The organism is Bradyrhizobium sp. MI1.11 (assembly GCF_055811255.1).
In genome coordinates this window covers 56,927-82,587 of sequence record NZ_JBVVPM010000017.1, presented here as the reverse complement: position 1 = coordinate 82,587, position 25,661 = coordinate 56,927, and the positions used below count along the sequence as shown (strand labels likewise).

General features: G+C 65.0%; 20 protein-coding genes. 7 read left to right on the top strand and 13 right to left on the bottom strand.

The genetic code is table 11. From position 1 onward, the window contains the following. Nucleotides 1–100: 100 nt before the first annotated feature. Nucleotides 101–3,100 carry a bifunctional proline dehydrogenase/L-glutamate gamma-semialdehyde dehydrogenase PutA gene (gene putA / locus AC0L30_RS18580; RefSeq protein ID WP_473404928.1) on the bottom strand — a complete coding sequence of 1,000 codons (3,000 nt, stop codon included), beginning with the start codon at nucleotides 3,098–3,100 and terminating at the stop codon, nucleotides 101–103. Between the two features lie 114 nt (nucleotides 3,101–3,214). Between putA and AC0L30_RS18575 the strand changes: the two genes are divergently transcribed. Further along, the gene (locus AC0L30_RS18575; protein ID WP_007596520.1) at nucleotides 3,215–3,676 is read left to right on the top strand and encodes an Lrp/AsnC ligand binding domain-containing protein; all 462 of its coding nucleotides are present in this window, start codon (nucleotides 3,215–3,217) and stop codon (nucleotides 3,674–3,676) included. A gap of 170 nt (nucleotides 3,677–3,846) precedes the next feature. On the opposite strand, the gene AC0L30_RS18570 is transcribed toward AC0L30_RS18575, so the two are convergent. From AC0L30_RS18570 to AC0L30_RS18555, 4 genes are all read right to left on the bottom strand, one after another. Continuing rightward, nucleotides 3,847–4,047 carry a cold-shock protein gene (locus AC0L30_RS18570; protein WP_007596519.1) on the bottom strand — a complete coding sequence of 67 codons (201 nt, stop codon included), beginning with the start codon at nucleotides 4,045–4,047 and terminating at the stop codon, nucleotides 3,847–3,849. Between the two features lie 208 nt (nucleotides 4,048–4,255). Beyond that, on the bottom strand, nucleotides 4,256–4,564 hold the full coding sequence (gene sorB / locus AC0L30_RS18565; protein ID WP_473404927.1) for a SorB family sulfite dehydrogenase c-type cytochrome subunit: 309 nt from the start codon (nucleotides 4,562–4,564) through the stop codon (nucleotides 4,256–4,258). An 11-nt stretch (nucleotides 4,565–4,575) separates the two neighbouring features. After that, a complete protein-coding gene (gene sorA / locus AC0L30_RS18560; RefSeq protein WP_219683040.1) occupies nucleotides 4,576–5,775 on the bottom strand; it encodes a SorA family sulfite dehydrogenase catalytic subunit in 1,200 nt (399 codons plus the stop codon). Nucleotides 5,776–6,103: 328 nt separating this feature from the next. Then, nucleotides 6,104–7,837 carry an adenylate/guanylate cyclase domain-containing protein gene (locus AC0L30_RS18555; protein WP_219683041.1) on the bottom strand — a complete coding sequence of 578 codons (1,734 nt, stop codon included), beginning with the start codon at nucleotides 7,835–7,837 and terminating at the stop codon, nucleotides 6,104–6,106. Nucleotides 7,838–8,171: 334 nt separating this feature from the next. On the opposite strand from AC0L30_RS18555, the gene AC0L30_RS18550 reads away from it, so the two are divergent. Then, on the top strand, nucleotides 8,172–9,800 hold the full coding sequence (locus AC0L30_RS18550) for a glycosyltransferase family 39 protein (RefSeq protein ID WP_473404961.1): 1,629 nt from the start codon (nucleotides 8,172–8,174) through the stop codon (nucleotides 9,798–9,800). On the opposite strand, the gene AC0L30_RS18545 is transcribed toward AC0L30_RS18550, so the two are convergent. Together AC0L30_RS18545 and AC0L30_RS18540 are read right to left on the bottom strand one after the other, a co-directional pair. Continuing rightward, complete coding sequence (locus AC0L30_RS18545) at nucleotides 9,709–10,737, bottom strand: YcjF family protein (protein WP_354201904.1); 1,029 nt, start codon at nucleotides 10,735–10,737, stop codon at nucleotides 9,709–9,711. The genes AC0L30_RS18550 and AC0L30_RS18545 overlap by 92 nt on opposite strands. Continuing rightward, nucleotides 10,734–12,203 (bottom strand): YcjX family GTP-binding protein, encoded by a 1,470-nt coding sequence (locus AC0L30_RS18540; protein ID WP_354167839.1) that lies wholly within the window; start codon nucleotides 12,201–12,203, stop codon nucleotides 10,734–10,736. The genes AC0L30_RS18545 and AC0L30_RS18540 overlap by 4 nt, the downstream gene beginning before the upstream one ends. A 184-nt stretch (nucleotides 12,204–12,387) precedes the next feature. On the opposite strand from AC0L30_RS18540, the gene trhA reads away from it, so the two are divergent. Both trhA and AC0L30_RS18530 read left to right on the top strand, forming a co-directional pair. After that, nucleotides 12,388–13,083: a PAQR family membrane homeostasis protein TrhA gene (gene trhA, locus AC0L30_RS18535; protein WP_354201906.1), complete on the top strand. Its 696-nt coding sequence runs from the start codon at nucleotides 12,388–12,390 to the stop codon at nucleotides 13,081–13,083. 54 nt (nucleotides 13,084–13,137) lie between these two features. Further along, nucleotides 13,138–13,932 carry an SDR family oxidoreductase gene (locus tag AC0L30_RS18530; RefSeq protein ID WP_473404926.1) on the top strand — a complete coding sequence of 265 codons (795 nt, stop codon included), beginning with the start codon at nucleotides 13,138–13,140 and terminating at the stop codon, nucleotides 13,930–13,932. A 173-nt stretch (nucleotides 13,933–14,105) separates the two neighbouring features. Here AC0L30_RS18530 and mdlC read toward each other — a convergent pair whose 3' ends face one another. From mdlC to AC0L30_RS18510, 4 genes are all read right to left on the bottom strand, one after another. Continuing rightward, the gene (mdlC, locus tag AC0L30_RS18525) at nucleotides 14,106–15,728 is read right to left on the bottom strand and encodes a benzoylformate decarboxylase (RefSeq protein ID WP_473404925.1); all 1,623 of its coding nucleotides are present in this window, start codon (nucleotides 15,726–15,728) and stop codon (nucleotides 14,106–14,108) included. A gap of 145 nt (nucleotides 15,729–15,873) precedes the next feature. Continuing rightward, the gene (locus AC0L30_RS18520) at nucleotides 15,874–16,722 is read right to left on the bottom strand and encodes an HTD2 family dehydratase (protein WP_473404924.1); all 849 of its coding nucleotides are present in this window, start codon (nucleotides 16,720–16,722) and stop codon (nucleotides 15,874–15,876) included. A 15-nt stretch (nucleotides 16,723–16,737) separates the two neighbouring features. Next, nucleotides 16,738–17,841 carry a CaiB/BaiF CoA transferase family protein gene (locus tag AC0L30_RS18515; protein WP_473404923.1) on the bottom strand — a complete coding sequence of 368 codons (1,104 nt, stop codon included), beginning with the start codon at nucleotides 17,839–17,841 and terminating at the stop codon, nucleotides 16,738–16,740. A 10-nt stretch (nucleotides 17,842–17,851) separates the two neighbouring features. After that, entirely contained in the window at nucleotides 17,852–19,021 is a 1,170-nt protein-coding gene (locus AC0L30_RS18510) for an acyl-CoA dehydrogenase family protein (RefSeq protein WP_473404922.1), read from the bottom strand. Nucleotides 19,022–19,146: 125 nt separating this feature from the next. Between AC0L30_RS18510 and AC0L30_RS18505 the strand changes: the two genes are divergently transcribed. Beyond that, a complete protein-coding gene (locus AC0L30_RS18505) occupies nucleotides 19,147–20,067 on the top strand; it encodes a LysR substrate-binding domain-containing protein (RefSeq protein WP_007596491.1) in 921 nt (306 codons plus the stop codon). A gap of 240 nt (nucleotides 20,068–20,307) precedes the next feature. Here the strand turns inward: AC0L30_RS18505 and AC0L30_RS18500 are convergent, their stop codons facing one another. Then, nucleotides 20,308–21,582: a cytochrome P450 gene (locus AC0L30_RS18500; protein WP_473404921.1), complete on the bottom strand. Its 1,275-nt coding sequence runs from the start codon at nucleotides 21,580–21,582 to the stop codon at nucleotides 20,308–20,310. 180 nt (nucleotides 21,583–21,762) lie between these two features. Further along, entirely contained in the window at nucleotides 21,763–23,028 is a 1,266-nt protein-coding gene (locus AC0L30_RS18495) for a cytochrome P450 (RefSeq protein ID WP_007596487.1), read from the bottom strand. 372 nt (nucleotides 23,029–23,400) lie between these two features. On the opposite strand from AC0L30_RS18495, the gene AC0L30_RS18490 reads away from it, so the two are divergent. Together AC0L30_RS18490 and AC0L30_RS18485 are read left to right on the top strand one after the other, a co-directional pair. Beyond that, nucleotides 23,401–24,546 carry a YjgN family protein gene (locus AC0L30_RS18490; RefSeq protein ID WP_473404960.1) on the top strand — a complete coding sequence of 382 codons (1,146 nt, stop codon included), beginning with the start codon at nucleotides 23,401–23,403 and terminating at the stop codon, nucleotides 24,544–24,546. 3 nt (nucleotides 24,547–24,549) lie between these two features. Beyond that, nucleotides 24,550–25,659 carry a M48 family metallopeptidase gene (locus tag AC0L30_RS18485; protein ID WP_219683052.1) on the top strand — a complete coding sequence of 370 codons (1,110 nt, stop codon included), beginning with the start codon at nucleotides 24,550–24,552 and terminating at the stop codon, nucleotides 25,657–25,659. Nucleotides 25,660–25,661 lie beyond the last annotated feature (2 nt).

Here is a 25,661-nt window from a genome sequence, read left to right as displayed (position 1 = left end):
CTCGCTCGTGTTGTTTCCCGCGCGCTGGAATTGGCGAGGGCCACGTCAGGGGCAGCATTAGACCGATGTTTCGGCGGGATGCAACGCTCCTCGCCGCGGCTCACTCATCCCCTGCGAGCAGGGCAGCGTTGCCGCCGGCTGCTGCGGTGTTGATCGTCACGGTCTGCTCGGTCGCAAAGCGCGCGAGGTAGTGCGGGCCGCCGGCTTTCGGGCCGGTTCCGGACAGGCCGTTGCCGCCGAACGGCTGCACGCCGACGACAGCGCCGATCATGTTGCGATTGACGTAGATGTTGCCGATCTGGACGCGGTCGACGATCGCCTCGATCGTATCGTCGATGCGGGAATGGATGCCGAGCGTCAACCCGTAGCCGGTGCGCTCGATGGCTTGCAGGACGCGTTCGAGATGTTCCGCACGATAGCGCACAACGTGGAGGATCGGGCCGAACACCTCCGAGGTGAGCTGGCCCGCATCCCCGAGCTCGAAAATATGCGGTGCGACGAAGCAGCCCTCCGGCGCGGTGCCGGCAAAGTGCAGCCGTGCCTCTCTCTTCATCCGTGCGATATGTGCATCGAGGCGCTGCTTGGCCTCGCTATCGATCACCGGACCGATATGGGTCGCGACGTCGCTCGCGTCACCGATCTTCAACTCGCGCGCCGCGCCCGCGATCATCTCGATCATGCGGTCGGCGACGTCCTCCTGCACGAACAGCAGCCGCAGCGCCGAGCAGCGCTGGCCGGCGGAACGAAACGCCGAAGTGACGACATCGTCTGCGACCTGCTCGGGCAACGCAGTCGCATCCGCGATCATGGTGTTGATGCCGCCGGTCTCCGCGATCAGCGGCACGATCGGCCCGTCCTTGGCCGCCAGCGCCCGATTGATGCTGCGCGCGACCTCGGTCGAGCCGGTGAAGACGATTCCGGCGATACCGGGGTGCGCCGTCAGCGCGGCGCCGACGCGGCCGTCGCCGGCGACGAGATGCAGCGCGCTTGCGGGGATGCCGGCCTCGTGCAGCAGCCGCACCGCCTCGACCGCAATGCGCGGGGTCTGCTCTGCGGGCTTGGCCACCACGCTGTTGCCGGCCATCAGCGCCGCCGTGACCTGGCCGAGGAAGATCGCCAACGGAAAATTCCATGGCGAGATCGCCACGAAGACGCCACGGCCGCGCATGGCCAGCGCGTTGCTCTCGCCGGTCGGCCCCGGCATCGCCACATCGTTGCCGAACAGCTTGCGGCCCTGCGCGGCGTAATAGCTGCAGAAATCGGCGGCCTCGCGCAGCTCCGACAGCGCATCGTCGAGCGTCTTGCCGCCCTCGCGTTGCAGCAGCGCGATGAAATGGGGCGCGCGGTTCTCCAGAAGATGCGCGGCCTGCTCCAGCGCCGCCGCGCGCGTGGCTGCGGGTGTCCGGCTCCAGGCGGCAAAGCCGGCGCGCGCTGCAGCCACTGCCGCATTGGCCTGATCCGGCGTTGCGTTCGCGATCGGCTTGAGGTCGATCGTCTCGGCTTTGACATCCGTCAGCAACCGGTCGAGCGCGGCGCGCGCGCCGAATTCGACGCCGCGCGAATTCCGCCGCTCCGGCGCGAACAGATCGCGTGGCAGCGGAATTTTCGGATGGGCCGCCTGCTGCGGCCGGACGATGGCATCCGCCGGACGTTGCAACAGCGCCGTAACAGGCACGCGGTAGTCAGCCGCCTGCGCCACGAAGGAGGAGTTGGCACCGTTCTCCAACAGTCGCCGCACCAGATAAGCGAGCAGGTCGCGATGGCTGCCGACCGGGGCGTAGGTGCGGTAGGCGATCTCGGGGCGGTCCTTGGCGAGCTGCTCGTAGAGTGCCTCGCCCATGCCATGCAGGCGTTGGAATTCGAAGCCGCCGTTGGCGCCGGCAAGCTCCAGCACCGTCGCGACGCTCAGCGCGTTGTGGGTCGCGAATTGCGGGAAGATGCGCGGCCGCAGGCTCAACAGCTTTTGAGCGCAGGCGACGTAGTTCAGATCCGTCATCGCCTTGCGCGTGAACACGGGATAGCCGTCGAGCCCGCGCTCCTGCGCGCGCTTGATCTCGGTGTCCCAATAGGCGCCCTTGACCAGCCGCACCATCAGCTTGCGGTCATGCGCGCGGGCGAGCGCGTCGACATAGTCGATCACGTCGCCGGCGCGCTTCTGATAGGCCTGGATCGCAAGGCCAAATCCGTCCCAACCCGCAAGCGAGGGATCGGCGAGCGTTGCCGCGATCACGTCGAGCGACAATTCCAGCCGGTCGGCTTCCTCGGCATCGACGGTGAAATTGAGGTCATGGGCCTTGGCGCGCTGCGCCAGGTCCAGCAGTTGCGGCACCAGCTCAGCCATCACGCGGTCGCGGCTGATCGCTTCGAAGCGCGGATGCAGCGCCGAGAGCTTGACGGAGATACCGGGCCGGTCGGGCAGGGGATGGTTGCCGGCCGCCTTGCCGATGGTCAGAATCGCGCTGGCATAGGCGTCGAAATAGCGCCTGGCATCAGTGGCCGTGCGGGCGCCTTCGCCGAGCATGTCGAAGGAATAGCGCGCCCTCTCGCCGGAGCGCGGCCGGGCCCGCTCCAGGGCCTGCGCGATGGTCTCCCCCAGCACGAAATGATTGCCCATCAGCCGCATTGCCTGCCGCGTGGCGGTGCGCACGGCCGGTGCGCCCAGCCGCTTCACCAGCCGGCCGATGGTGCCGTCGGGCGTCTCGCCGGGCTGGATCACCCGCGCCGAGAGGCCCAACGCCCAGGCCGAGGCGTTGACCAGGAAGGCGGTGGACTTGGTCTCGTGGTGGATGAAGTCGCCCTCGCCGAGCTTGTCCTCGATGAACTGGTCGGCAGTGCGCGCGTCCGGCACGCGCAGCAGCGCCTCGGCCAGCACCATCAAAGCAAGCCCCTCCTTGGTCGAGAGCGCGAACTCCCGCAGCATGTCCTCGACTCCACCGAGCCGGTCGTCGCGCTTGCGGATGGCTTCGATCAGCCGTGTCGCGGTGCGATCGATCCTCGCCTCCTGCGGCGGGCCGAGATGCGCAGACGGCAAAAGGCGCGCGGCGATATCGGCATCATCGGGCGCGTAGGCGGCGGAGAAGAGAGGCGGAATGTTCGGCATGGCGTGTCCTGTGGCTTCAATCCAGGATAATGCCCGCAATACCTTAGCTCGATAGACAATTTAGCTGATTTGGCTTAGGAAATGAAGCCTCATAGCCATTTGGCCTCATAAAGTATGGAATTAGATCGAACCGACCGGAAAATCCTCTCGATTTTGCAGCAGGACGGGCGAATCGCCAATGTCGAGCTCGCGGAACGCATCGGGCTATCGCCCACCTCGATCGGCGAACGGCTGAAGCGTTTGCAGCGAGAGGGCTTTATCGAGGGCTATGGCGCGCGGCTCAACCCGCACCGGCTCGGCCTCGGGCTCCTGGTGTTCGTCGAAGTGCTGCTCGACAAGACCACGCCCGACAATTTCGAGCGTTTTGCCCGCGCGGTGAAGCTCGCGCCCGAAGTGCTGGAGTGTCACATGGTTGCCGGCGGCTTCGACTATCTTGTGAAGGCGCGGCTGGCAGACATGACCGCGTATCGGCGCTTCCTCGGCGAGACCTTGCTGTCGATGCCCGGCGTGCGCGAAACGCGAACCTATGCGGTGATGGAAGAGATCAAGCGCGACGCACCGTTGCCGGTGGACTAACGAAGTGCCGTCGCGATTGTCATTGCTGTGGCGTCGAACGGGCGGTCTTCGCGGGACAAATAGTTCTCCGTGTGCAATCGCAACGCCTGTCGTCGAATGCACTGACCGTCTTCTGAAATTTCTTGGCCCGGCTCCCGGATCGATCCGGGAGTTAGCAACAGCCGGCGGGCTTATACTTTGAGGTTCTCTGCGGAGCTTTTGCCTCGGTTTGCGATCTCTTCATATTCCACCGTCTGTCCTTCGTTCAGGGACGACAGACCGGCTTTCTGCACTGCCGAGATATGCACGAACACATCCTTGCCGCCCGACGCAGGCTGGATAAATCCATAACCCTTCGTCGGGTTGAACCACTTGACCGTACCTTTAGCCATCACGACTTCTCCGCGGGTCTTCCTCCGAGATCGCGAACCGCCAGTCCCCGCCAACCGGCCGGTTCGGTCCTAATACGATACGCGGAATGTGGCTGGCTTGGTAGCTCAAACCACATCCGCCTTTCGCCGAATTCCGCTCAACTTCGCGGCGGTTTTGCCGGATTTGCCCGTTTCGCGGTCACTTGGTCCGCGCGCCGCGCGCCATCCGTCAATAAGTCGCGGCCAGATAATCGACGATCTTGCCGACATCGGCATCGTCGATCGGGGCGCCATAGACCTTCATCATCTTGGTCACCTCGACCTGCCAGAAAGCTTTCTTGTCCTTCATCAGCGGCTGCGTGTTGATGTAGTCGGCGGAGTGGCAGGCGCTGCAATTGCCCTGCACGACTTCGAGATTGGGGCCTGGCTTGAACGCCGCGACCTCATCGGGGGTCTTGTAGTTGACCGGTGCTGCAAGTGCCGAACCCACCACGGCGGCGAGGGCGAGCGTGATGGCGAGGAAAACGGTGCGCTGCATGATCATTCCCCTCAAGCCACGGTGACGCGGACGGTTTCGACGACGTTGCGCAAGTAACCCGCCGGATTCCAGCGCGGCGTATCCGGCTGGGTTTCGCCGCCATTGCCGGTGGCGCGCACCTTGAGCTCGTGAGAGCCCGCCGCGAGCTTCACCGGCAGCGTCCATTCACGGAACGAGTATTTGCCAAGGTCCTTGCCGAGCTTGGCGTTGGTCCAGGTCTTGCCGCCGTCGGTGGAGACCGCGACCTCCTTGATACCCTTGCCGCCGTCGAAGGCGATGCCGCGCAGCGTCGTGCCGCCTGCTTTCAGCTTGGCGCCGTCGGGGACGCTGGTGATGAAGGAACGGATCGTGAAGCGGTTGATCGGGATCGTCGCCTTCGGCGCGGTGCCCGGCTCGACCGCATTGTTCGGGGTGTCCGGAATGCGATAGGCCGACTTCATCCAGAAGCCGTCATAGACATTGTCGACGACGGTGATCTCGTTGACGTGCTTGACCCAGTAGGTGCCGAAATAGCCGGGCACGATCAGGCGCAGCGGAAAGCCGTTGAGGAACGGCAGGTCCTCGCCGTTCATGCCATAGGCCAGCATCACCTCGCCGTCGTTGGCGTGATCGATATCGAGCGCCTTGACGAAATCGGGCGTCTTGTCGCTGACCGGACCGTCCATGCCGTTGAAGGTGACCTGCTTGGCGCCGCTCTGCACGCCCGCCATCGCCAGCACCGCCTTCAGCGGCACGCCGCGCCATCGCGCATTGCCCATCGCCCCGTTGGCGAGCTGGCCGCCGGCGACGCGCGGATCCAGGAAGCCGCGGCTGTTGCCGGAGCACTGGTTGACGGCGACGATCTCGGTCGCCTTCATCTTCCGGATGTCCTTCAGCGACAGCTTGAGCGGCTTGTCGACCTTGCCCTTGACCTCGAGCGTGAACTTGTCGGGGTCGAGATTGTAGGGCAGGTCGGAAAGGTGATAGCGCACGAAGAACGCGTTATTCGGCGTGATCGGGCCGTCGTTGAAGACCGCGAACGGCGTCTCGAGCTGCGGCGGGCGGCTGGTCAGGCCGATCATCGGCCGCTTCTGCGGATATTTCACCAAGGGCCGTTCGCCATTGGCGAAGGGCAGGGTGACAGTGTCGAGTGCCAGCGCCTTGGCCGGGTTCAGTGCAGTCGCAACAGCGGCAAGGCCCGCTCCTTTGAGCAGGTCGCGTCGATCGAACATGTGGTCTCCTCCCGGAGCTTTTCGTTGATCGCGGTCATCACCGCAATCTCGCGCTCATGTGTCGCAACGACTCAGTTGAAGTCAATTCGTGCTTTCGCAGCAGGCCCATGCCGTTGCGTTGCAGCAAGCCGGTGTTACGCCGCGATGTTTTTCGTTGGATAACTCGATCTCGACGCAGGCTCGGTGCACCTCGCCCGCTTGCGGGAGAGGTCGCGCCGAAGGCGCGGGTGAGGGTTCTCTCCTCTGGGGATTGTCCCTGTGCGGAGACACCCTCTCCCCAACCCTCTCCCGCAAGCGGGAGAGGGAGAGCACCGCCTTCGTGGCTGCCTCACGCCGCGACGCGTTCGCCGTGGTCAACGAGCGCCGACAGCTCCCTGGCGTCCGCGACGACGCGCACGGCCATGGGTTCGTCGCGGCCGCGGATCGCGACCTCCTGCTGCGGCAGCGCATCGTCGGCAAGGCCGGCGGTGCGGCGGACTTCCTCTGAGACGATCGCTTCGCAGGCCAGCGTCTTGGTCATGTCCTGGAGGCGGGCTGCGACGTTGACGGCATCGCCCAGCGCTGTGAAGACGATGTGATCGCGATAGCCGATGTCGCCGATGATGACTTCGCCGCCGTGGATGCCGATGCCGAAGCGGATCGGCTGGCGCAGATCATGGCTCAGGAGCTCGTTGAGCTCGTCGATATGCGTGGCAATGCCGGCGGCGGCCTTCAGCGCCTGCCGGCAGGCTTCTTGCGGCTCGGCGCTCAGTCCGAACAGCGCCAGCATGCCGTCGCCGACGAACTGGTTCGGCTGGCCGCCATTCTCGATCACGGCCTGCGAGACGGCGCCGAGGAAGCGGTTGACGATGAACACGGTGTCGAACGGCAGCCGCTTCTCGGCCAGCTGCGTCGAGCCGCGCATGTCCACGAACAGGCTGACGAGATAGCGCTCCTGGCCGATTCTGGCGGGCGCCGAGGCCTGCGCGCTCGCCGACAGGGTATGCGCGGTGAAGAGCTGGAAGAAGGAAAGATCCGACGTCGGCCGCAGCTGGCAGGCGAGCCTGATCGAGGGATCGCTGGTGCCGACACGGGTGAGCACGAATGCCTCGCGCTGCGACGGCTCGGGCAGGGCGCCATGATCGCCGATGATGCGGATGCGGCAGGTCGAGCAGCGGGCGCGGCCGCCGCAGACGCTGGCATGCGGCACATTGTGGCGCAGGCTCGCTTCCAGCACGGAGAGGCCTTTTGGCACCCGCACTGTCTTGCCGTTACCGTAGGACAGCGCGATCATGCCGCCGCGCCGTTCGCGCAGGGCGCGCACGCCGCGCGCCAGCAGCGCCAAAGCGAGCAGTCCGAGATAACCGGCGGTGAGGCCACCGGTGATGCGGTCGAGCGTCGCTGCCTCGGCCGTCGTGCCGACCTGGCTGCGCGTGAGATTGTGCGTCCGCCATTCCCCGTCGTCGGCCTCGACCTCGACGCTGCGGCCACCTTGGTAGACACCCAGCAGCGACAGCGTCGGGATCAGCACAGCAGCCGCGAGCAGATAGGGGGCCGCGCGCGTGAAGAACGGTTTGAGGCGAAGCCAGAAATAGATGCCGATGCAGCCGTGCACCCACGCGATGAGAAGCAGGACCGTCATGGTCCAGATACGGTTCGACGCGACGAAGAACAGATAGAGTTCCTGCGGATAGAGTTTTTGGTGTCCGTAAAGCGTCTGGCCGAGCCGCACCCCGATCACATGCGCCATGACCAGCGCGGGGATGCTCAAGCCCAGCACGAGCTGCAGCGGCTCGACCGTCCGCCAGCGGAACTGCCGGCGCTGATACAACGCGTAGATGCCGAGCCCCATATGCGTGAGCGCCGCCGTGTAGAACGTGATCGCAACCGGCAGGAACTGCCAGAACAGCGTGTGGTAGTAGACCCCGATCTCCATGGCATCGACCGAGATGTTGCCGAGCGCATGGTTGAGGAAATGGCTGATGACATAGGCGAACAGGATCACGCCGCAAACCAGCCGCACCTGGCGCAAGCTGACGGCGCGGGAAAGCTCGGAAAATCGTGAGGATGCGGTTGCGGCCATGATTCTGTTGTATCAGTTCATGAAGGAGAACAGCCAGCGCCGCGTTTAATTCCGGGGGTGGACAGCTTGCGGGATCACATCCGCGGTAGGGTGACGAAATCGTAGGGTGGGCAAAGGCGCCTTGGCGCCGTGCCCACCAATCGGCACTTATGGTGGGCACGTTGCGCTTTGCCCACCCTACGGTTTCCGCGTCGGGGCTGGGATCGCGACAGCGCAACAGGCCGATCCACCCCCAACATTGACTCCCCCTCCCAGGTTGGCGAAAAGCGCCGCCGTGACGACAGCTCCTGACATCACGAAGCCCCCCGCCGGCGCGGCGCGCCGGCCGCTCGTCATGGCCGCGGCGATCATCGCGGCGATGACGCTGCTGCGCATCGTCTACGCCTCGGCCATCGAGCTGCGCACGGACGAGGCCTATTACTGGACCTGGTCGCACGAGACGGCGCTCAGCTTCCTGGATCATCCCCCCGGCATCGCCTGGCTGATCCGGTTCGGCACCGCGATCTTCGGCGACACCACGCTCGGTGTGCGCTTCGGCGGCATCGTCGCCATGCTGGTGACGCAGCTCCTGCTCGCCGATATCGTCCGCCGCCTCACCCAGGACATGCGCGCCGTCGTGCTCGCGGTGCTGATGCTGGAGGCTGCGCTCTATTACGGCCTGCTGATGGCCAAGGTCGCGCCCGACGTCGCCATGATCCCGTTTGCGGTGGCGATGATGTGGTCCCTGGTGCGGCTTGCGCAGGGCGGCGATGGCCGCTGGTGGCTCGCGGCCGGCCTGTTCGCCGGCCTGGCGATGCTGTCGAAATTTACCGTGATCATGTTCGCGCCGGCCGTTGCCGCCTTTCTGCTGGTGCCGGATTGGCGCTGGCGCTGGCTGCGCAGCCCCTATCCGTATCTCGCAGTCCTGATCGCAATCGCCGTGTTCTCGCCCGTCCTGATCTGGAACGTGCAGCACGACTGGGCCGCGATCCGCTTCCAGGGCGTGCGCGCCACCACCAGCTACGGCATCTCGCTCCGCACCTTCGGCGACTACATCGGCCTGCAATTCGGACTGGTCGGCTTCGTCATGCTGCCGGTGGTGCTGACGGGGGTAGTGATGACGGCGTGGCGCGGCTGTCGCACGCGCGAGCCGATCGAGATTTTGCTGTCGACCGCGGTGCTGGTGCCGTTTCTCTATTTCCTGGCGAAATCCCTGACCCTCCGCGTCGGTGACACCTGGCCGATGTTCATGTGGCCGGTCGGTTTCGCCGCTGCCGCTATTAATCTCACCATGCTGTCGCGCGAAGGAAGATCGGCGCGGATGATCAGGTCGGCGCTGTTCTGGGTCAACACGGCGGTGGTCTCCGGCATCGCCTTTGTCGTCATCGTGTTCCTCTATTACGTCGCCGCGCCCTGGAATTTGCTCGGCAAGATCGATCCCGTCGGTGCCGAATCAGGCTACGAGCAGGTCGCCGCGCGCGCCCAGGCCGCATTGGACGAGACCGGCGCGACCTGGATCGCCACCACGGACTACCGCACCTACGCCATGATGCGCTGGCTGTTCAGGGGCCGCGTGCCCGTGATCGAGATCAACGAACGCGGCCGCTTCCAGGATTTTCGCGATCCCGGCCTGGACCGGATCAGAGACCACGCCGGCATTTATGTTGGGCGCGAGCCGGACAACCGCTCGCCGCTGTGGGATTCGATTCCAGCCAAGCGCGAGCAACTCGGTCAAGTCGAACGCCGCTGGCGCGGTCTCGTGATGGACAATTACGTGGTGGAGAAACTTTCAGGCTGGACTCCGGAGCTTTCACCACCAAAGGACTCGCCGCTGTTCCAGTGGCGCGTGCTGGCTATCTTCTCCCCGCAAGCGTGGGACGGCAAACAGAACGCTACTCCTCCTCATCCTTCTTCCGCAGCAGATCCGTCGCGAGATCCGACAGCTTCGGCGGCGGCAGTGCCGCGAACGGCAGCGGCCGTGTGACGTCGATCGCGGCGAGGCCCAGCCGCGCCGTCAGCAATCCATTCAGCATGCCTTCGCCCAGCCGCTGCGACAGCTTCGCCGCAATGCCGTGGCCGAGCATCTGCTGCACCAGGCTGTCGCTCGCCGCCATGCCGCCGGTGATGGCGAGATGGGCGACGACGTGGCGGAGCAGGCGGATCATGCCGAGTGCGCCGGGACGGCCGCCGTAGAGAAAAGCGAGCTGGCGGATCAATCTCAGCGAGGCCACGAACACGAACAACACGTCGATCAGCGCGCGGGGCGAAACCGCTGTCACGATCGAGACCTTTTGCGCGGCTGACGACACCAGCCGCCGCGCCTCAATGTCCAGCGGCGACATCAATTCGCGCTCGGCGAGCCGGATCATGTCGGCGCCGTCGATGATCTCGCCGGCATGGCTTTCCAGCGCGGCGCGGGCGCGCGCGAGCTGCGGGTTCTGGTGCGCGATCTTGAGCAGATCCTGCACGATGATACGGCTCTCCTTGCGGTCGTCGCTGGCAAGAACAGCGGCTGCACGCTGATGCAGCTTTTCGATCGTTGCCAACCGCGCCAGCCCGAACGCCTCGCGTCCGGTCACCACCGCGAGCGCAAGCGCAGTGACGAAGGCAAGCGCCAGTCCGACGAAGCCGAGGCTGTCGCTGCGCGCAAACAGATCCTCGATCAGACGGACGACGCCGAGCCCGACGCCGAGCAGGGTCAGCCCGGCGACGCCGGACCAGAACAGCGCGCCCCAGGGAAAGCCGCGCCGCGCCGGAAGCGTCGCTGCGATCGGCACCGGCAAATTCGCCGGATCGGGCTCCGGCGTGATCTGGATGGTGGTGCGGCCGAGCCGGGTCGCCTCGTCGGCCTCGGTGACGACGACGCCGGGGTCGTCGAGCCGGAACGTCGCCGGCCGCCGTGGCTTTGATCGGTCGTTCATGACAATTTGTCTCCGATCAGGAACTGCAAGGCACGGTCGAGGCGGATGTGAGGCAGCGCCGGCTGGTCGGCCCCCTCGCGTTCGAGCTTTGGCGGACGGAAACGCAGAAAGCGAAAATCGCTCTTGCCGGCGGCCTCGGTCGAGAGCCCGCGGAATGCGTCGGTGCCGTTGAACAGGGGTTCGGGATCCAGCGGCAGATCGCCCGGAAAAGCCGCGACCTCGGTGTTGCCGTCGAAGAACTCGCCGCCGGCGCTTTCGCCCGCGGCCGGCGTTCCCAGGATCGACGGCAATTTGTCACGGCCATGCGCGACCTGCGCCTCGCGCGTGGCGCGGACGGCGGCGAGCGCGACGACGTCGATCTCCGCGCCGGTAGTTTCCGCGCGCGCAACCGCGCGGGTGACGGCGCGGCGCAGCACGGCCTCGAGCCGGTCATGGCTGGAATGATGCAAATGATCCGCCTTGGTCGCCGCGAACAGCACGCGGTCGATCCGCGGCCGAAACAGGCCGCTGAGGAACGTGCTGCGGCCGATGTTGAAGCAGTCGAGAATGCCCGCGAGTGCGGCTTCGAGATCGTGCAGCGCTTCGGGGCCGGCATTGAACGCGGCGAGCGCATCGGCCAGCACGATCTGGCGATCGAGCCGGGCAAAATGATCCCGGAAGAATGGCCGCACCACGACGTCCTTGTAGGCCTCATACCGCCGCACCATCATGGCCCACAGCGATCCCTCCGGCGCCTGGCCGCCCGCGGGTACGTCGAGCGGCGCAAAGGTCAGCGCCGGTGTGTCGGCGAGATTGCCCGGCATCAGGAAGCGGCCGGGCGGCAGCAGGCTCATCGCAAACCGCTCGTCGCGGCAGCCTTGCAAATAGCCCCTGAAGAGCTTCGCGGCCGTCAGCGTCGCCTGTTCATCCTCGCGCGCTTCGGGCTTGAGCGTTGCGAGATGCGCGTGCCAATCCGCGGCAAGATGGACGCGCGGCGCCTCGCGCGACAACGCCAGGCTTTCGGCCGACCATTGCTCAAAGCTCTTCTGAAGCAGCGGCAGATCGAGCAGCCACTCGCCGGGATAGTCGACGATGTCGAGCGTCAGCGTGCGGTCGGCGCCGTTCGGGCGCTGGTAGTCGATGACGAGCCTGAGTTCGCTGATGTCGACAGTCGAGCTCGGCCAGCGCCGCTCCTCGATCAGCGCGCGCAGATGGCTCTCATAGGCAAAGCGCGGCACCGCGTCGTCCGGCTGCGGCGCCAGATGCGCCCGGGCGATCCGCCCGGATGAATAGGCCTCGAACACCGGAAACCGCCCGCCACGGGTGAGGCCGTGGATCAGCGCGGTGATGAACACGGTCTTGCCGGCCCGCGACAGGCCGGTAACCCCCAATCGTACCGTCGGATTGAAGAAATGCTCGCCGTAGTCGATCAGCGCCCGAGCCGACAGGCGCGCCTCCTCGAGCATATCCTGGAAACTAAATGCCATATGAACGTTGGGAATCCCGGGCGGGGGCGGATACGCAAAAAGGACTAGTCACAAAAGTGGCAACTGCCTGAGGAAAATCAAGCTTCATACTTCCACCGTCTTTGTCGGCAAATCAGCCGTTTGAACGACGCGCCGATCCCGAAACACCCATACAAGAGGGTATTGTCTCACTTTGCGGATTGCCATGACCGTCTTCCAACTGAAACAGCTCGCATCCTCCTCCGTCCACGCAGCCGCCGACGCGATCGGCTGGCATTACGACCGCGCCGAGCTGATCGCCGACGGCGTGATCCACGCGATCGGCGTGCTCTGCGGCATCGTCGCCGCGACCGTGCTGGTGGTACTGACGGTGCTCTATGCCGACGCAACCGACGTCGTCGGGGTCTCGATCTACGTCGCCGGCCTGCTCTCGATGCTGGTGTTGTCGGCGACCTATAATCTGTGGCCGATCTCGCCGGCCAAATGGCTGTTGCGGCGATTCGACCATTCGGCGATCTACCTCCTGATCGCGGCGACCTACACGCCGTTCATCCTGGAGGTGAAGGACAGCGGCTTCGCGCTGGTGCTGCTCGCCGGCGTTTGGTGCGTGGCGCTCCTCGGCATCGTGCTGAAACTTCTCTACCCCGGCCGGTTCGACCGCGTCGCGGTCGGCATCTACCTCGCGATGGGCTGGAGCGGCGTGATGCTCTACGATTCCGTGGTCAAGGCGCTGCCTGCGCTTGTGCTGGGCTTCATCGTTGCGGGCGGATTGCTCTACAGCTTTGGCGTGGTCTTCCATGCATGGCGGCGGCTGCGCTTCCAGAATGCGATCTGGCATGGCTTTGTCTTGGCCGGTGCGGCGTGCCATTATACCGCGGTGCTCGACCTCGTGTTGAGCTGAGCAAGCTCCGCGAAACGGAATAGCGAAGCGGTATAAGACAAGAGGAGACGTCGCATGCAGGTGACCGGCAAGGTCGTGGTCGTCACGGGCGGCGCCAACGGCATCGGCAAGGCGCTGTGCGAAGCCTTTCACAAGGCCGGTGCGGCCAAGGTCGTCGTCGCCGACATGGACGCGGACAACGCAAGGACCGTCGCTGCCACGGTGGATGGCGCCGCGTTCAAATGCGATGTCGCGCAGGAAAAGGATATTTCCCACGTCATCGAGGAGACCGAGCGGCAGTTCGGCCCGATCGAATTGTTCTGCTCCAATGCCGGCATCGGCGGCGGCTTCGATCCGATATCGGTCAATGCCGGCGGCGCCTCGGATGAGCCGTGGCAGCGCAGCTGGGCTATTCACGTCATGGCGCATGTCTATGCGGCGCGGCATCTGATCCCGCGCATGAAGGCGCGCGGCGGCGGCTATTTCCTCAACACGATCTCGGCAGCGGGCCTGCTGTCGCAGGTCGGCAGCCCGGCTTATTCCACCACCAAGCACGCCGCGGTCGGCTTTGCCGAAAATCTCGCGATCTCGCACAAGGCGCACAACATCCGCGTCTCGATCCTCTGCCCGCAGGGCGTCGACACCAACATGCTGCGTTCGATCCCCAAGGGCCCACAATCCGGCGACGGCGACCTCACGCCCGAGCAGGTCGCCGAGGACGTGCTCGCCGGCCTCGAGCAGGAGACGTTCTTGATCCTGCCGCACCCGCAGGTGCTCGGCTACATGCGCAAGAAGACCGAGAACTACGACCGCTGGATCGGCGGCATGGCCAAGATCCAGGCCAGGATGCGGGAAGATTTCGGGACGTAGGGAAGGCGGGCCCACAATTTCGGAGTCGTCCTGGCGAAAGCCAGGACCCATACCGCGAGGTCTACCGATCTTGCCGTAGTAGCAGTACCGAACGACAAGTCTTCGCCAAACTACTCCCTGGGGTAATGGGTCCTGGCTTTCGCCAGGACGACCACATGAAATGTAGTGCGCCGCTAATGCTTCTGCCCGTACAGCACCGGCACCGCCGAATCCACGATGACCTCCACCAGGCTGGTCCCTTCGAATGCCATTCCGCGCTTGAGCGCCTCGCCCAGTTCGGCTGCCTTGCTCACCCGCACCGCATGGCAACCCATGCCCTCCGCGAGCCGGACGAAATCGATCCCCGGCAGTTCGAGTCCCGGCACGTTCCTCACCTGCATCACCTGGCTGAACGAGCGCATCGCGCCGTAGCCGGAATTGTTGATGACGACGATGGTGAGCGGCAGCTTGCGCTGCGCGGCGGTCCACAGCGCCTGGATCGAATACATCGCCGAGCCGTCGCCGATCAGGCACACCGTGCGGCTCTTTGGTTTACCGAGCGCCATGCCAACCGCGGCCGGCAGCGAGTAGCCGAGGCCGCCGCTGGCCATGGTGTAAAAACTGTCCTGGCCGCGCATCGGCATGAACTTTTGCATCGCCGGCCGGTGCGAGGGGATTTCCTCGACCAGCGACGTGCCGTCCGGCATCGCCTGCGACAGCGAATGCAGCAGGAATTCGACCGGCAGCGGATCGGCGGCCTGCGGGGCCGGTGGCAGCGTTCGCCCCTTCGGTGCGGCTCGCTGGCTCTCCGGCAAGAGGTCGAGCAGCATTGCGAGCGCCGGCTTCATCGTCGCGATGATGCTGGTCCCGACCGGCGTCACCGCTGCGGCATCCGGGTCGTCCGTGATCTGGAAGATCGTCGCGCCGCCGTCGAAGATCGCGGCGTGGCCTTCGACATGGAAGGTGAACACCGGCGCGCCGATCACGACGACGAGATCGTGCTCGCGCAGGGCGTCCGACAATTGCGCCGGCGAGGCATGCAGGAAGCCCGCGAACTGGGGATGGCGTTCCGGGAACGAGCAGCGCGCCGAAAACGGGCTGACCCAGACGCTGGCCCTGGCCTTCTCGGCGACGCGCACCATCAAATCGACCGCGCCCGCGCGATCGACGCCGGGGCCGACGACGAGGGCAGGGTGCTTGGCCGAACCGAGCGCGGTGACCAGCGCCTTCATCGCGTCAGCCTCGGGCGCTATCTCGCGGCTGACCTTGCGGGCTTCGATGGGAGCTGCGGCATGCGCCCAGTCGTCGACCGGGATCGATACGAAGGTGGGCCCGCATGGCGGCTGCATCGCGGTGTAATAGGCGCGCGCGATCGCGGCCGGCACGTCCTCGGGCCGCGCCGGCTCCACGCTGTACTTCACATAAGGCCGCGGGAATTCGGACGCACGCTCCGCATAAAGGAACGCCTGCAACGGGAGGATCGAGCGCGCCTGCTGGCCCGCGGTGATCACCAGCGGCGTCTGGTTGCGATGCGCGGTATAGATGTTGCCGAGAGCGTTGCCGACGCCGGCGGCCGAATGCAGATTGACGAAGCCGGCATTGCGCGTCGCCTGCGCATAGCCATCGGCCATGCCGACCGCGGAGGCCTCCTGAAGCGCCAGCACATAGTCGATGTCGTCGGGCCAGTCGCTCAGGAACGGCAGCTCGGTCGAGCCGGGGTTGCCGAAGACGCGTCTGATGCCGAAGGAGCGCAGCAGGTCGAGTGTCGCCTGCTTGACGGTGACGGATTTGCTGCCGCTCTTGCCGTTTTTGGACATGGTTTCCGTTCCCTGATGTTTATCGGCTATCAGCCCCACCGTCATTGCGAGGAGCCCTTGCGACGAAGCAATCCAGACTGTTACCGCCGAGGGACTCTGGATTGCTTCGCTACGCTCGCAATGACGAGGAGGAAGCAGCAGTGTATCACCACACCGCGGTCCCCTTCATCGTCGGCTGCCCCTCCGCGTTTGCCGTCCACAGCTCCATGCCCGCCTCGGTCTCATTGGCGTTGATGGAGAACTCGCTGCCCTCGAACAGCGGCTGCACCCCGCGATAGATAAACTTCTTCGGCGGCTTGCCGCCGCGCAGCTTCGCGGCCATCTCGATGATGAACGTGGCCTGCAACGGCCCATGGAAGATCAGGCCCGGATAGCCCTCGACCTTGGTCACGTAGTCGCGGTCGTAATGGATGCGGTGGCCGTTGAAGGTCAGCGCGGAATACCGAAACAGCAGCACGGGATCCGACACATGCGTCTCGCGATGCTGCGCCTTGGGCGGCGGAGGCGGGGCCTTTGCCGTCGCGTACGTCGTCGTCATCTCGCGATAAACGATGTCCTGCCGCTCGCGGATGGCGATGCCGCGCGGCGAGGAGATGCTGTGCTCGACCGAGACGAAGCACAACGTGCCGGTCGAGCCTGATTTCACCTGCACGTCCGCAATGCGCGATGTCCGCGTCGATTCGTCGCCGACGCGCAGCGGCTGCAAAAATTCGATCTCGCCGCCGGCCCACATCCGGCGCGGCAGCGGCACCGGCGGCAGGAAGCCGCCGCGGGTGGGGTGGCCGTCGGGCCCGAGCATCGACATCGGAAACACCGGCTGCGCCAGGCACCAATGCACCGTGAACGGCGCCGCGTCGCCCGACTTGGGCGCGCCGACCTCCTGGAACAGCGTCGCGCGCAGACCCTTGACGAGCTGCGCGGTGACGGTGTCGGTGGCCTCTTCGCTGCGGCCGATCCACTGCCGCAAATGATCGATGTCGAGCTTCTCGGTCATGACGCCTCGCTCTTGTTATTTCCTGGATTGGGGATTTTCGCCGATCCCCGGCACCGCACCATAGCTGCGCGTCTCGCCGACAATGATCGGCGCCGGCGCGGGATAGCTGATGCGTCCCTGCGGCGTGTCGACCTCGATGCGGCGCAGATGCGGATGCTTGGTGAGGTCGGCCATGGTGTTGACCTCGGCAAAGGCGATATCGGCATCGGAGAGCCGCCTCAGCAGCTCGTCGCGTGTCATCTTGCCGAAGGCATCCGCGACCGTCTTGTCGGTGAAGTCGCGGTTGCGCACGCGCTCGACCATGTTGGCCACGCGCGGATCGGCGGGCAGATCCGGCTGGTCCAGCACTTTTGCGCAAAGCGTCTTCCACTCGCGCTCGCTCTGGATCGAGATCAGAATATCCTTGCCGTCGCTGGACGTGAACACGCCATAGGGCGCGATCGAGGGATGGCGGAGCCCCATGCGCTTGGGCGGATTGCCGGCTTCGGAGTTGAGCAGCGGCACGGTGCACCAGTCCGCCATCACGTCGAACATGGAGATGCGGATGTCGGCGCCCTTGCCGGTGCGTCCGCGCCCGATCAGCGCCTCCAGGATTGCCGCATGCGCAGTGGCGCCGGTCGCGACGTCGACGATCGACATGCCGACCCGTGAGGCACCGTCGGGATTGCCTGTGATCGAGGCAAGGCCGCTCTCGGCCTGGATCAGCAGATCATAGGCCTTGCGGTGCGCGTAGGGACCGTCGTCGCCGTAGCCGGTGATCGTGCACGAGATCAGTTTGGGATAATCCTTCAGCAGCCGCTCGCGCGAAAAGCCGAGCTTGTCCATCGAGCCGGGCTTGAGGTTCTGGATCAGCACGTCGGCGCTGGCGATCAGTCTTTCCAGTTCGGCGCAGCCTTCCTTGGTGGCGAGATCGACCACGGCCGATTGCTTGCCGCGGTTGAGCCACACAAAGTAGCTGCTCTGCCCCTTGGCCGCCGCGTCATAGCCGCGGGCGAAATCGCCTTCCGGCCGCTCGATCTTGATGACTTCCGCGCCGGCATCCGCCAGCCGCGACGAGCAGAACGGCGCCGCCACCGCCTGCTCGACCGCAATCACCCTGATCCCGTCAAGTGCTCCCATGATGGCTGCCTCAGTACGAGCGGGGCATGCCGAGGACGTGCTCGGCGATGAAGGACAGCACGAGGTTGGTCGAGATCGGCGCCACCTGATAGAGCCGCGTCTCGCGGAATTTGCGCTCGACGTCGTACTCCTCGGCAAATCCGAAGCCGCCATGGGTCTGGACGCAGGCGTTGGCCGCTTCCCAGGACGCATCGGCCGCGAGCATTTTTGCCATGTTGGCCTCCGCGCCGCAGTCGAGCCCGGCTTCGTATTTGCGCGTCGCTTCCTTCACCATCAGTTCGGCCGCGCGCATCGCGGCGTAGGCCTTGGCGATCGGAAACTGGATGCCTTGGTTCTGGCCAATCGGCCGGCCGAAAACGCTGCGCTCCTTGGCGTAGTTGGTGGCCTTGGCGATGAACCATTTGGCATCGCCGACGCATTCGGCCGCGATCAAAATGCGCTCGGCATTCATGCCGGAGAGGATGTAGCGAAAGCCCTTGCCCTCCTCGCCGATCAGATTTTCCGCCGGCACCTTCATGTCGGTGAAGAACACTTCGGTGGTGGCGTGGTTCATCATGGTGCGGATCGGGCGGATCTCGAGGCCCTTGTTCTTGGCCTCGCGCATGTCGACGATGAACACCGAAAGGCCATCGGTGCGCTTCTTGACCTGGTCCTTCGGCGTGGTCCGCGCCAGCAGGAGCATCAGGTCCGAATGTTCGGCGCGGCTGGTCCAGATTTTCTGGCCGTTGACGATGTAGCCGGTATTGCCGTCCTTGCGCGCAAAAGTCTTCAGCGAGGTAGTGTCGGTGCCGCTGGTCGGCTCGGTGACGCCGAAGGCCTGCAGGCGCAATTCACCGCTCGCGACCTTCGGCAGATATTTTGCCTTCTGCTCGTCATTGCCGTGCCGCAGCACGGTGCCCATCGTGTACATCTGGGCGTGGCAGCCGCCGCCGTTGCAGCCCGCGCGCTGGATCTCTTCGAGGATCGCGGCGGCCGCTGAAAGTTTCAAGCCCGCGCCGCCATATTCCTCGGGGATCAGCACCGAGAGATAACCGGCCTCGGTCAGCGCGTCGACGAAGGCCTTGGGGTAGGCCATCTCGCGGTCGAGCTTGCGCCAGTATTCGCCGGGAAACTGCGCGCAGAGCTTTGCGACGGCTTCGCGGATGTCGGCGTGATCTTCGGTGTGGTGTTCTTCACTCATGGGGTTTTCCCGTATGTGCGGCAGTTAGGATAACGCCGGCCGATCCTCTGGCGTTGTGAAAACAATGCCAGCCCCCTATGCTCATTTGCTATAGCGTATGGAGTAGCCTTCCAGGATTGGCAAGCATGGATTTCCGTCAGCTCAGGACCTTCAGTTGCGTGGCGGAGCTCGGCAGCCTCTCCAAGGCGTCCGACACGTTGCGTGTGGCGCAGCCGGCGCTCTCCAGGCAGATCAAGCTCCTGGAACACGAGCTGCGCACCGAATTGTTCACCCGCAACGGCCGCGGCATGGTGCTCACGGATGCCGGCCGCCTGTTGCTGGCGCGCACCTCGGGCATCGTGCGGCAGATCGACCAGATCCGCGACGATATCCAGTCGTCCAAGGGGCCGCCGTCCGGCCAGGTCGTGCTCGGCCTGGTCCCGACCGTGAGCTGCGTGCTGTCGGCGCGCTTCGCGCGGCGCTGCGTCGAAAAATTCCCGGGCATTTCGCTGCGCATCGTCGAGAGCTACAGCGGCCATCTGGTCGAATGGCTGCATCGCGGCGAGATGGATCTCGCCATCCTCTACGGCCGCTCCGCCGATCTGCATCTCAACGTCGAGAGCTTGGGGCGCGACAACATCGTCGCGGTGGGTCCGCGCGGTTGTGGCCTCGCGCGCAAGAAGAGCGTCGATATCGGCTGGCTGCTGCGGCAGCGGCTGGTGCTGCCCAGTCATTCCCACGGTCTCCGTGCGCTGATCGAGCACGCGGCGGCGCAACGCAAGATCAAGCTCAACGTCCAGCTCGAGGCGGATTCATTCCGCGTGCTCACGAGCCTCGTCGAGGAAGGCCTCGGCTTCGCGCTGCTGCCGCCCTCGTCGGTCCACGCCGAGGTCGCGGACGGGCGGCTGGAAACGGCCGTCGTCTCGAAGCCGATGACGCGCGAGCTCATATTTGCCTCTCCGATCGATCGTCCGGTCTCGACGGCCTCGGTTGCCGTCACCGCCCTCCTGCGCGAGGAGGTCGCCGCCTGCCGCAAGGACGGCGTGTGGGACATCAAGTTGAGTTAGATGTGCCGGTGCGGTTTAGGACAGAAGGCCGTGTGCGACCCATCGCATGTTGTGCGAGCTGTCATGCCGGAATTTTATATCCGCGCGAAAGGCGCTTATCCTCATCCTGAGGAGCGCGTCTTCGCGCGTCTCGAAGGATGCAGGCCCTGCTCTCGGCCTCGCCCTTCGAGACGCCTGCTTTGCAGGCTCCTCAGGGTGAGGGGATAGAGTTGAAGGCGCCGCAATCACGGACAGTGAAGCCTACCCCGGAATCCTCACCGGCAGCGACTCGTATCCCTTGATGAAGCTCGAATAGATCCGCTTGGGCTCGCCGACCACCTCGATGCGGTCGAAACGCTTCAGCATCTCTTCCCAGACGATCTTGAGCTGGAGCTCGGCGAGGCGCATGCCGACGCAGCGGTGGATGCCGAAGCCGAAGGAGAGGTGGGTGCGCGGCCGCGGGCGGTCGATGATGAATTCGTTCGGCCTCTCGAACATCTCCTCGTCGCGGTTGCCGGAGACGTACCACATCACGACGCGGTCGCCCTTCTTGATGTGTCTGCCGCCAACGTCAGTGTCCTGCAGTGCGGTGCGCCGCATATGCGCGAGCGGGGTCTGCCAGCGGATCACTTCGGGCACCATGGAATCGATCAGTTCCGGGTTGGCGCGCAGCCTGTCGTACTGCTCCGGGTTCTCGTTCAATGCCAGCACCGAGCCGGTCATGGTGTTGCGCGTGGTGTCGTTGCCGCCGACGATGAGCAGGATGATGTTGCCCATGAGATTGTCGGGATCCATGAACCGCGTGGCGTCGTTGTGCGCCATCAGCGACAGCAAATCGTTGCGCGGCGCGGAGTTGACGCGCTCGTTCCAGAGCTTGGACATGTAGGCGTAGCATTCGTCCATCTCGCGGCGGCGCTCTTCGGCCGAGGCAACAATGCCGCTCTTGGGTAGCGCGGTCGCGACATCTGACCAGCGCGTCAGCTTGCGCCGTTCTTCCCAGGGGAAGTCGAACAGGGTGGCCAGCATCTGCGTCGTCAGCTCGATCGAGACGCGCTCGACGAAATTGAAGGTCTCGTTGCGCGGCAGATTGTCGAGCACGGTCTGCGAGCGCTGGCGGATCAGTTTCGCCAGTTCGTCCAGATGAGTCGGCGTGAACATCGGCGACACCGTCTTGCGCTGCGACGAATGACGCGGCTGGTCCATGGCGATGAAGCTCGGCCAGTCATAACCTTCCGGCACGTCGCGGATGCCGATGCCGCCGAGCGTCGAGTCAGAGGAGAACAGGCCGTGGTTGGTGTCGACATGCATGATGTCGTTGTACTTCACCACCGACCAATACGGCTCGATCGGCGCGTTGGTGCAGTAATGCACCGGCTCTTCCTTGCGCAGCCGCTCGAACCACGGCCACAGGGTGTCATCCTGGAACAGCCTGGGCGCGCCCGGGTGGAACTGCGCCAGCGGCGTCGCATAGGCCTCCTCGCGGGCCCTGCGCATGCGTTCGGCCTTGTCCACTTGAACCGGCGCTTGGATGTTCATGGTCGTAGCTCCAGTGTTTCTCTTTCTTCGCCTCTCCCCGCTTGCGGGGAGAGGCCGGAATTCGCGCACCGCGCGGATTCCGGGTGAGGGGGACTCTCCGCGAGTCGGCGGCTACTTTTTTCGCGGATAGAGCCCCCTCACCCCGACCCTCTCCCCGTAGAACGGGGAGAGGGAGTAATCTCACGCCGCGATCTTCACCGGCAAGGTTTCGAGACCCTTCACGAAACTCGAATAGACCCGCTTGGGTTCGCCGACCACCTCGATATGGTCGAATCGCTTGAGGATCTCTTCCCAGATAATCTTGAGCTGGAGTTCGGCAAGCCGCAAGCCGACGCAGCGGTGGATGCCGAAGCCGAACGAGAGATGCGTGCGCGGCCGTGCGCGGTCAATGATGAATTCGTAGGGCTTTTCGATCGCGTCGGCGTCGCGGTTGCCCGAGACATACCACATCACGACCTTGTCACCTTTCTTGATCTGCTTGCCCCGGAACTCGAAGTCCGCAAGCGCGGTGCGCCGCATATGAGCCAGCGGCGTCTGCCAGCGGATCACTTCCGGCACGAAGCTGTCGAGCAGCACGGGGTTTTCGCGCAGCTTGCGATATTGCTCCGGATGCTGGCTCAGCGCGTCAAGCGAGCCGGACATGGTGTTGCGGGTGGTGTCGTTGCCGCCGACGATCAGAAGGATGAGATTGCCGAGGAAGTTTTTCGCGTCCATGTCGCGCGTCGCGGCGCCATGCGCCATCATCGACAACAGGTCGCTCTTCGGCGGCTGCTCGATGCGCTCCTTCCACAGCCGCGCGAAATAGCCGGCGCATTCGGTGAGCTCGGCCTGACGCTCGTCTTCGGTGGCGACGAGGCCGTCGGGTCCGGGAATGGTGGTCGCGATGTCCGACCAGCGCGTCAGCTTGCGGCGGTCCTCCCAGGGGAAGTCGAACAGCACCGCGAGCATCTGCGTGGTGAGCTCGATCGAGACGCGGTCGACCCAGTCGAACACCTCGCCGCGCGGCAGATTGTCCAGGCACTCGGCCGAGCGCTTGCGGATGCTGAGCGCGAGATTGTCCAGATGCGTCGGCGTGAACATCGGCGCCACGGTCTTGCGCTGCGCCGCGTGGCGCGGCGGGTCCATCGAGATGAAGCTCTCGCGACGCAGTTCCGGATCGATGTCGCGGATGGTGATGCCGCCGAGCGAGGAGGCCGAGGAGAATACCGAATGATTGGTCTCGATCTCCATGATGTCGTTGTAGCGCGTCACCGACCAATACGGCCCGAACATCGAGTCCTTGCAATAGTGCACGGGATCTTCGCGGCGCAGGCGATCGAAATAGGGCCAGAACGTATCGGTCCTGAACAGCTCGGGGTCGCCCGGATCGAACTGCTCCAGCGGCAGTGACGTTGCGCGTGCGCGCAACGCGTCGAGCTTCGCCGCGCTTTCGATGGTCCCATGCATGACCGCTCTCCCTGACATAACCGCGCGTTCTCGTTGAATTCTGCGCTGCGGTATTTGATTTGCAATTACAGCCGGTTGTCTGCGCCGGAGCAAGGGCGAGTTTTGCCACATGGGTGTGAAGTAGCCCGGATGGAGCGAAGCGAAATCCGGGATTCGGGCCCCCACTGCCACCGTCCCGGATTGCGCTTCGCTCCATCCGGGCTACCGGACATTCGCGAACGTGATCTCGCGCACGCCCTCGGCCGTGGAAATGCGTCAGAAATCGACCGGAATCGAGCCAAATCGAACCCGCCCATCTTGGGGATCGACTAATCTCTGATCTATAGTTTGAACGAACCAGGTCCGCACCCCGAGGTTGCCGCCGTGAACGATATGCAATGGACGCCCATCGGCTCCGAACCCTTACCCCCGCCGCTGCCGCCCACGGGGGTCGATTTCACCGGCAACCGCACCGAGTTTCGCAAATTGGTCACCAAGGGTGCCCTGCTCGAGCTCGTCACCTTCGGCTTCTACCGGTTCTGGCTCGTCACCGACATCCGTCGTCATCTGTGGGCGAACACCGCGGTCGACGGCGACGCCGCCGAATATACCGGGCGGGCCAAGGAGCTCTTGGTCGGCTTCCTGTTCGCGCTCGCGATCCTGGTGCCGATCTACCTCGCTTACTTCCTTGTCGGCATCGAGTTCGAGCGCTGGCAGGGCTTTGCCTCGACGCCGCTGTTCATCAGCTTCTACGCTTTCGGCCAGTTCGCGATCTTTCGCGCGCGGCGCTATCGCCTGACGCGGACGGTCTGGCGCGGCGTGCGATTCTGGATGGACGGCTCGGGCTGGGCCTATTCGTTCCGCGCCATGCTGTGGGGCTTGCTGGTGTTTCTGACGCTTGGGCTCGCATTGCCGTGGCGCGAGGCCTCGCTCGAACGCTACAAGATGCGGCACACCCATTACGGCGATTTGCGCGGCGATTTCCAAGCCGACGGCTGGACGTTCTTCAAGCGCGGCTGGTGGCTGTGGCTCTTGAGCCCGATCGCAATGGTGATCTTTCCGCTCGCGCCGTTCGTCTATGCCGAGTTCAAGGCGCGCGAGTGGCGCTGGTGGCTCGACGGTATCCGCATCGGCGATGTCAGCGTGTCCTCGCAACTTCCGCACAACGCATTTTACGGCCTGTACTGGAAGGTGATCGGCTGGTGGATGCTGCTCTCGGTCATCTTCGCCGCTTATGTCGGCGGAGCCACCATGCTCGTCGTCAAGCTGAGCGGTCTTTCGGTCGAGCAGGCGTTGGGGCCCGGCAATGCGGCCAAGAGCATCCCGACACTGGTGATGATGGTCGTCGGCTACCTCGCACTCGCCCTGGCCCTCAACATCGTCATGCGGGTCTATCTCCAGCGCGATCTCTGGGCCAAGGTGCTGGAAACGGTCGATGTGCACAACATCGCCGCCGCCGCGGACGTGCGCGGCAGCGCCGAGCTTGCCAGTGCGCTCGGCGAAGGCTTTGCCGATGGACTCGATGTCGCGGGATTCTGAGCTGTGAGTGACGTATTCGCCGAAGCCCCGGCGCAGTCCGCAAAGCCGACGATCTTCTTCGACGGCGTGTCGAGCCGCAGGCGGCAGGTGACGCTGACGCTCAGTGACGCGCTCGAGATCCTCGAAGAGGGTGCGACGCCCGTTCGCTGGGGCTATGCCGACATCCGTCGCGCCGACAGTCCGCCCGGCATTTTGCGGCTCGCCTGCGCTTCCGCGCCGCCGCTGGCGCGGCTGGAAATCCGCGACGCTCTGCTCGCCTCAGACGTGACCGCGCGCTGCATGCGGCTCGACGACCACCAGACTTCGCGCCGCGGCGTCGCAAAAATCGTCGGCTGGTCGATGGCTGCCGCCGTCTCCATCGTCTGCGTCGTGCTGTTCGGCGTGCCGCTCGCTGCCGACCGCCTCGCGCCGCTGGTGCCGAAACCGATCGAGCGGCGCATTGGCGATGCGTCGGAGGTTCAGGTGAAGACCATCTTCGGCCGCAATGCGTGCGAGGATGCGGCGGGGAAGGCGGCCTTCATCAAACTCGTCAATCGGCTGCGCGATGCCGCCGGCCTCGACGACGATTCCATGACCGCGGGCGTGCTGCCGACCCCGGTGCCGAACGCGTTCGCACTGCCGGGCGGCAAGGTCTTCGTGCTGAAGGGCCTGCTCGACAAGGCCGAAAGCCCGGACGAGCTCGCCGGCATCCTCGCCCACGAGCTCGGTCATCTCAAGCATTACGACAACATGCGCGGCCTGATCTACAACGGCGGCACCTCGTTCCTGATCGGCCTGTTGTTCGGCGACGTCACCGGCTCGAGCGCCGTGATCTTCGCCTCGCGCAGCGTGGTCGAGGCTTCCTATTCACGCGAAGCCGAGACCGCTGCGGATACGTTTGCCATCGAGATCATGCACAAGCTCGGCCGTTCGCCGAAGCCCGCAGCCGAATTGATGTTCCGCATCACCGGCAAGGAAGGCGGCGGCCTCACGTCGATCCTGGCGAGCCATCCGCTGACCGAGGACCGGCTCGCGCGCATGACGAAGGAGGATCGCCCCGCCAGCGGCCCGCCGCTGCTGACGGATGCAGAGTGGCGGTCACTGAAGGGGATCTGCGGCAGCGGCAAGATCTGAAT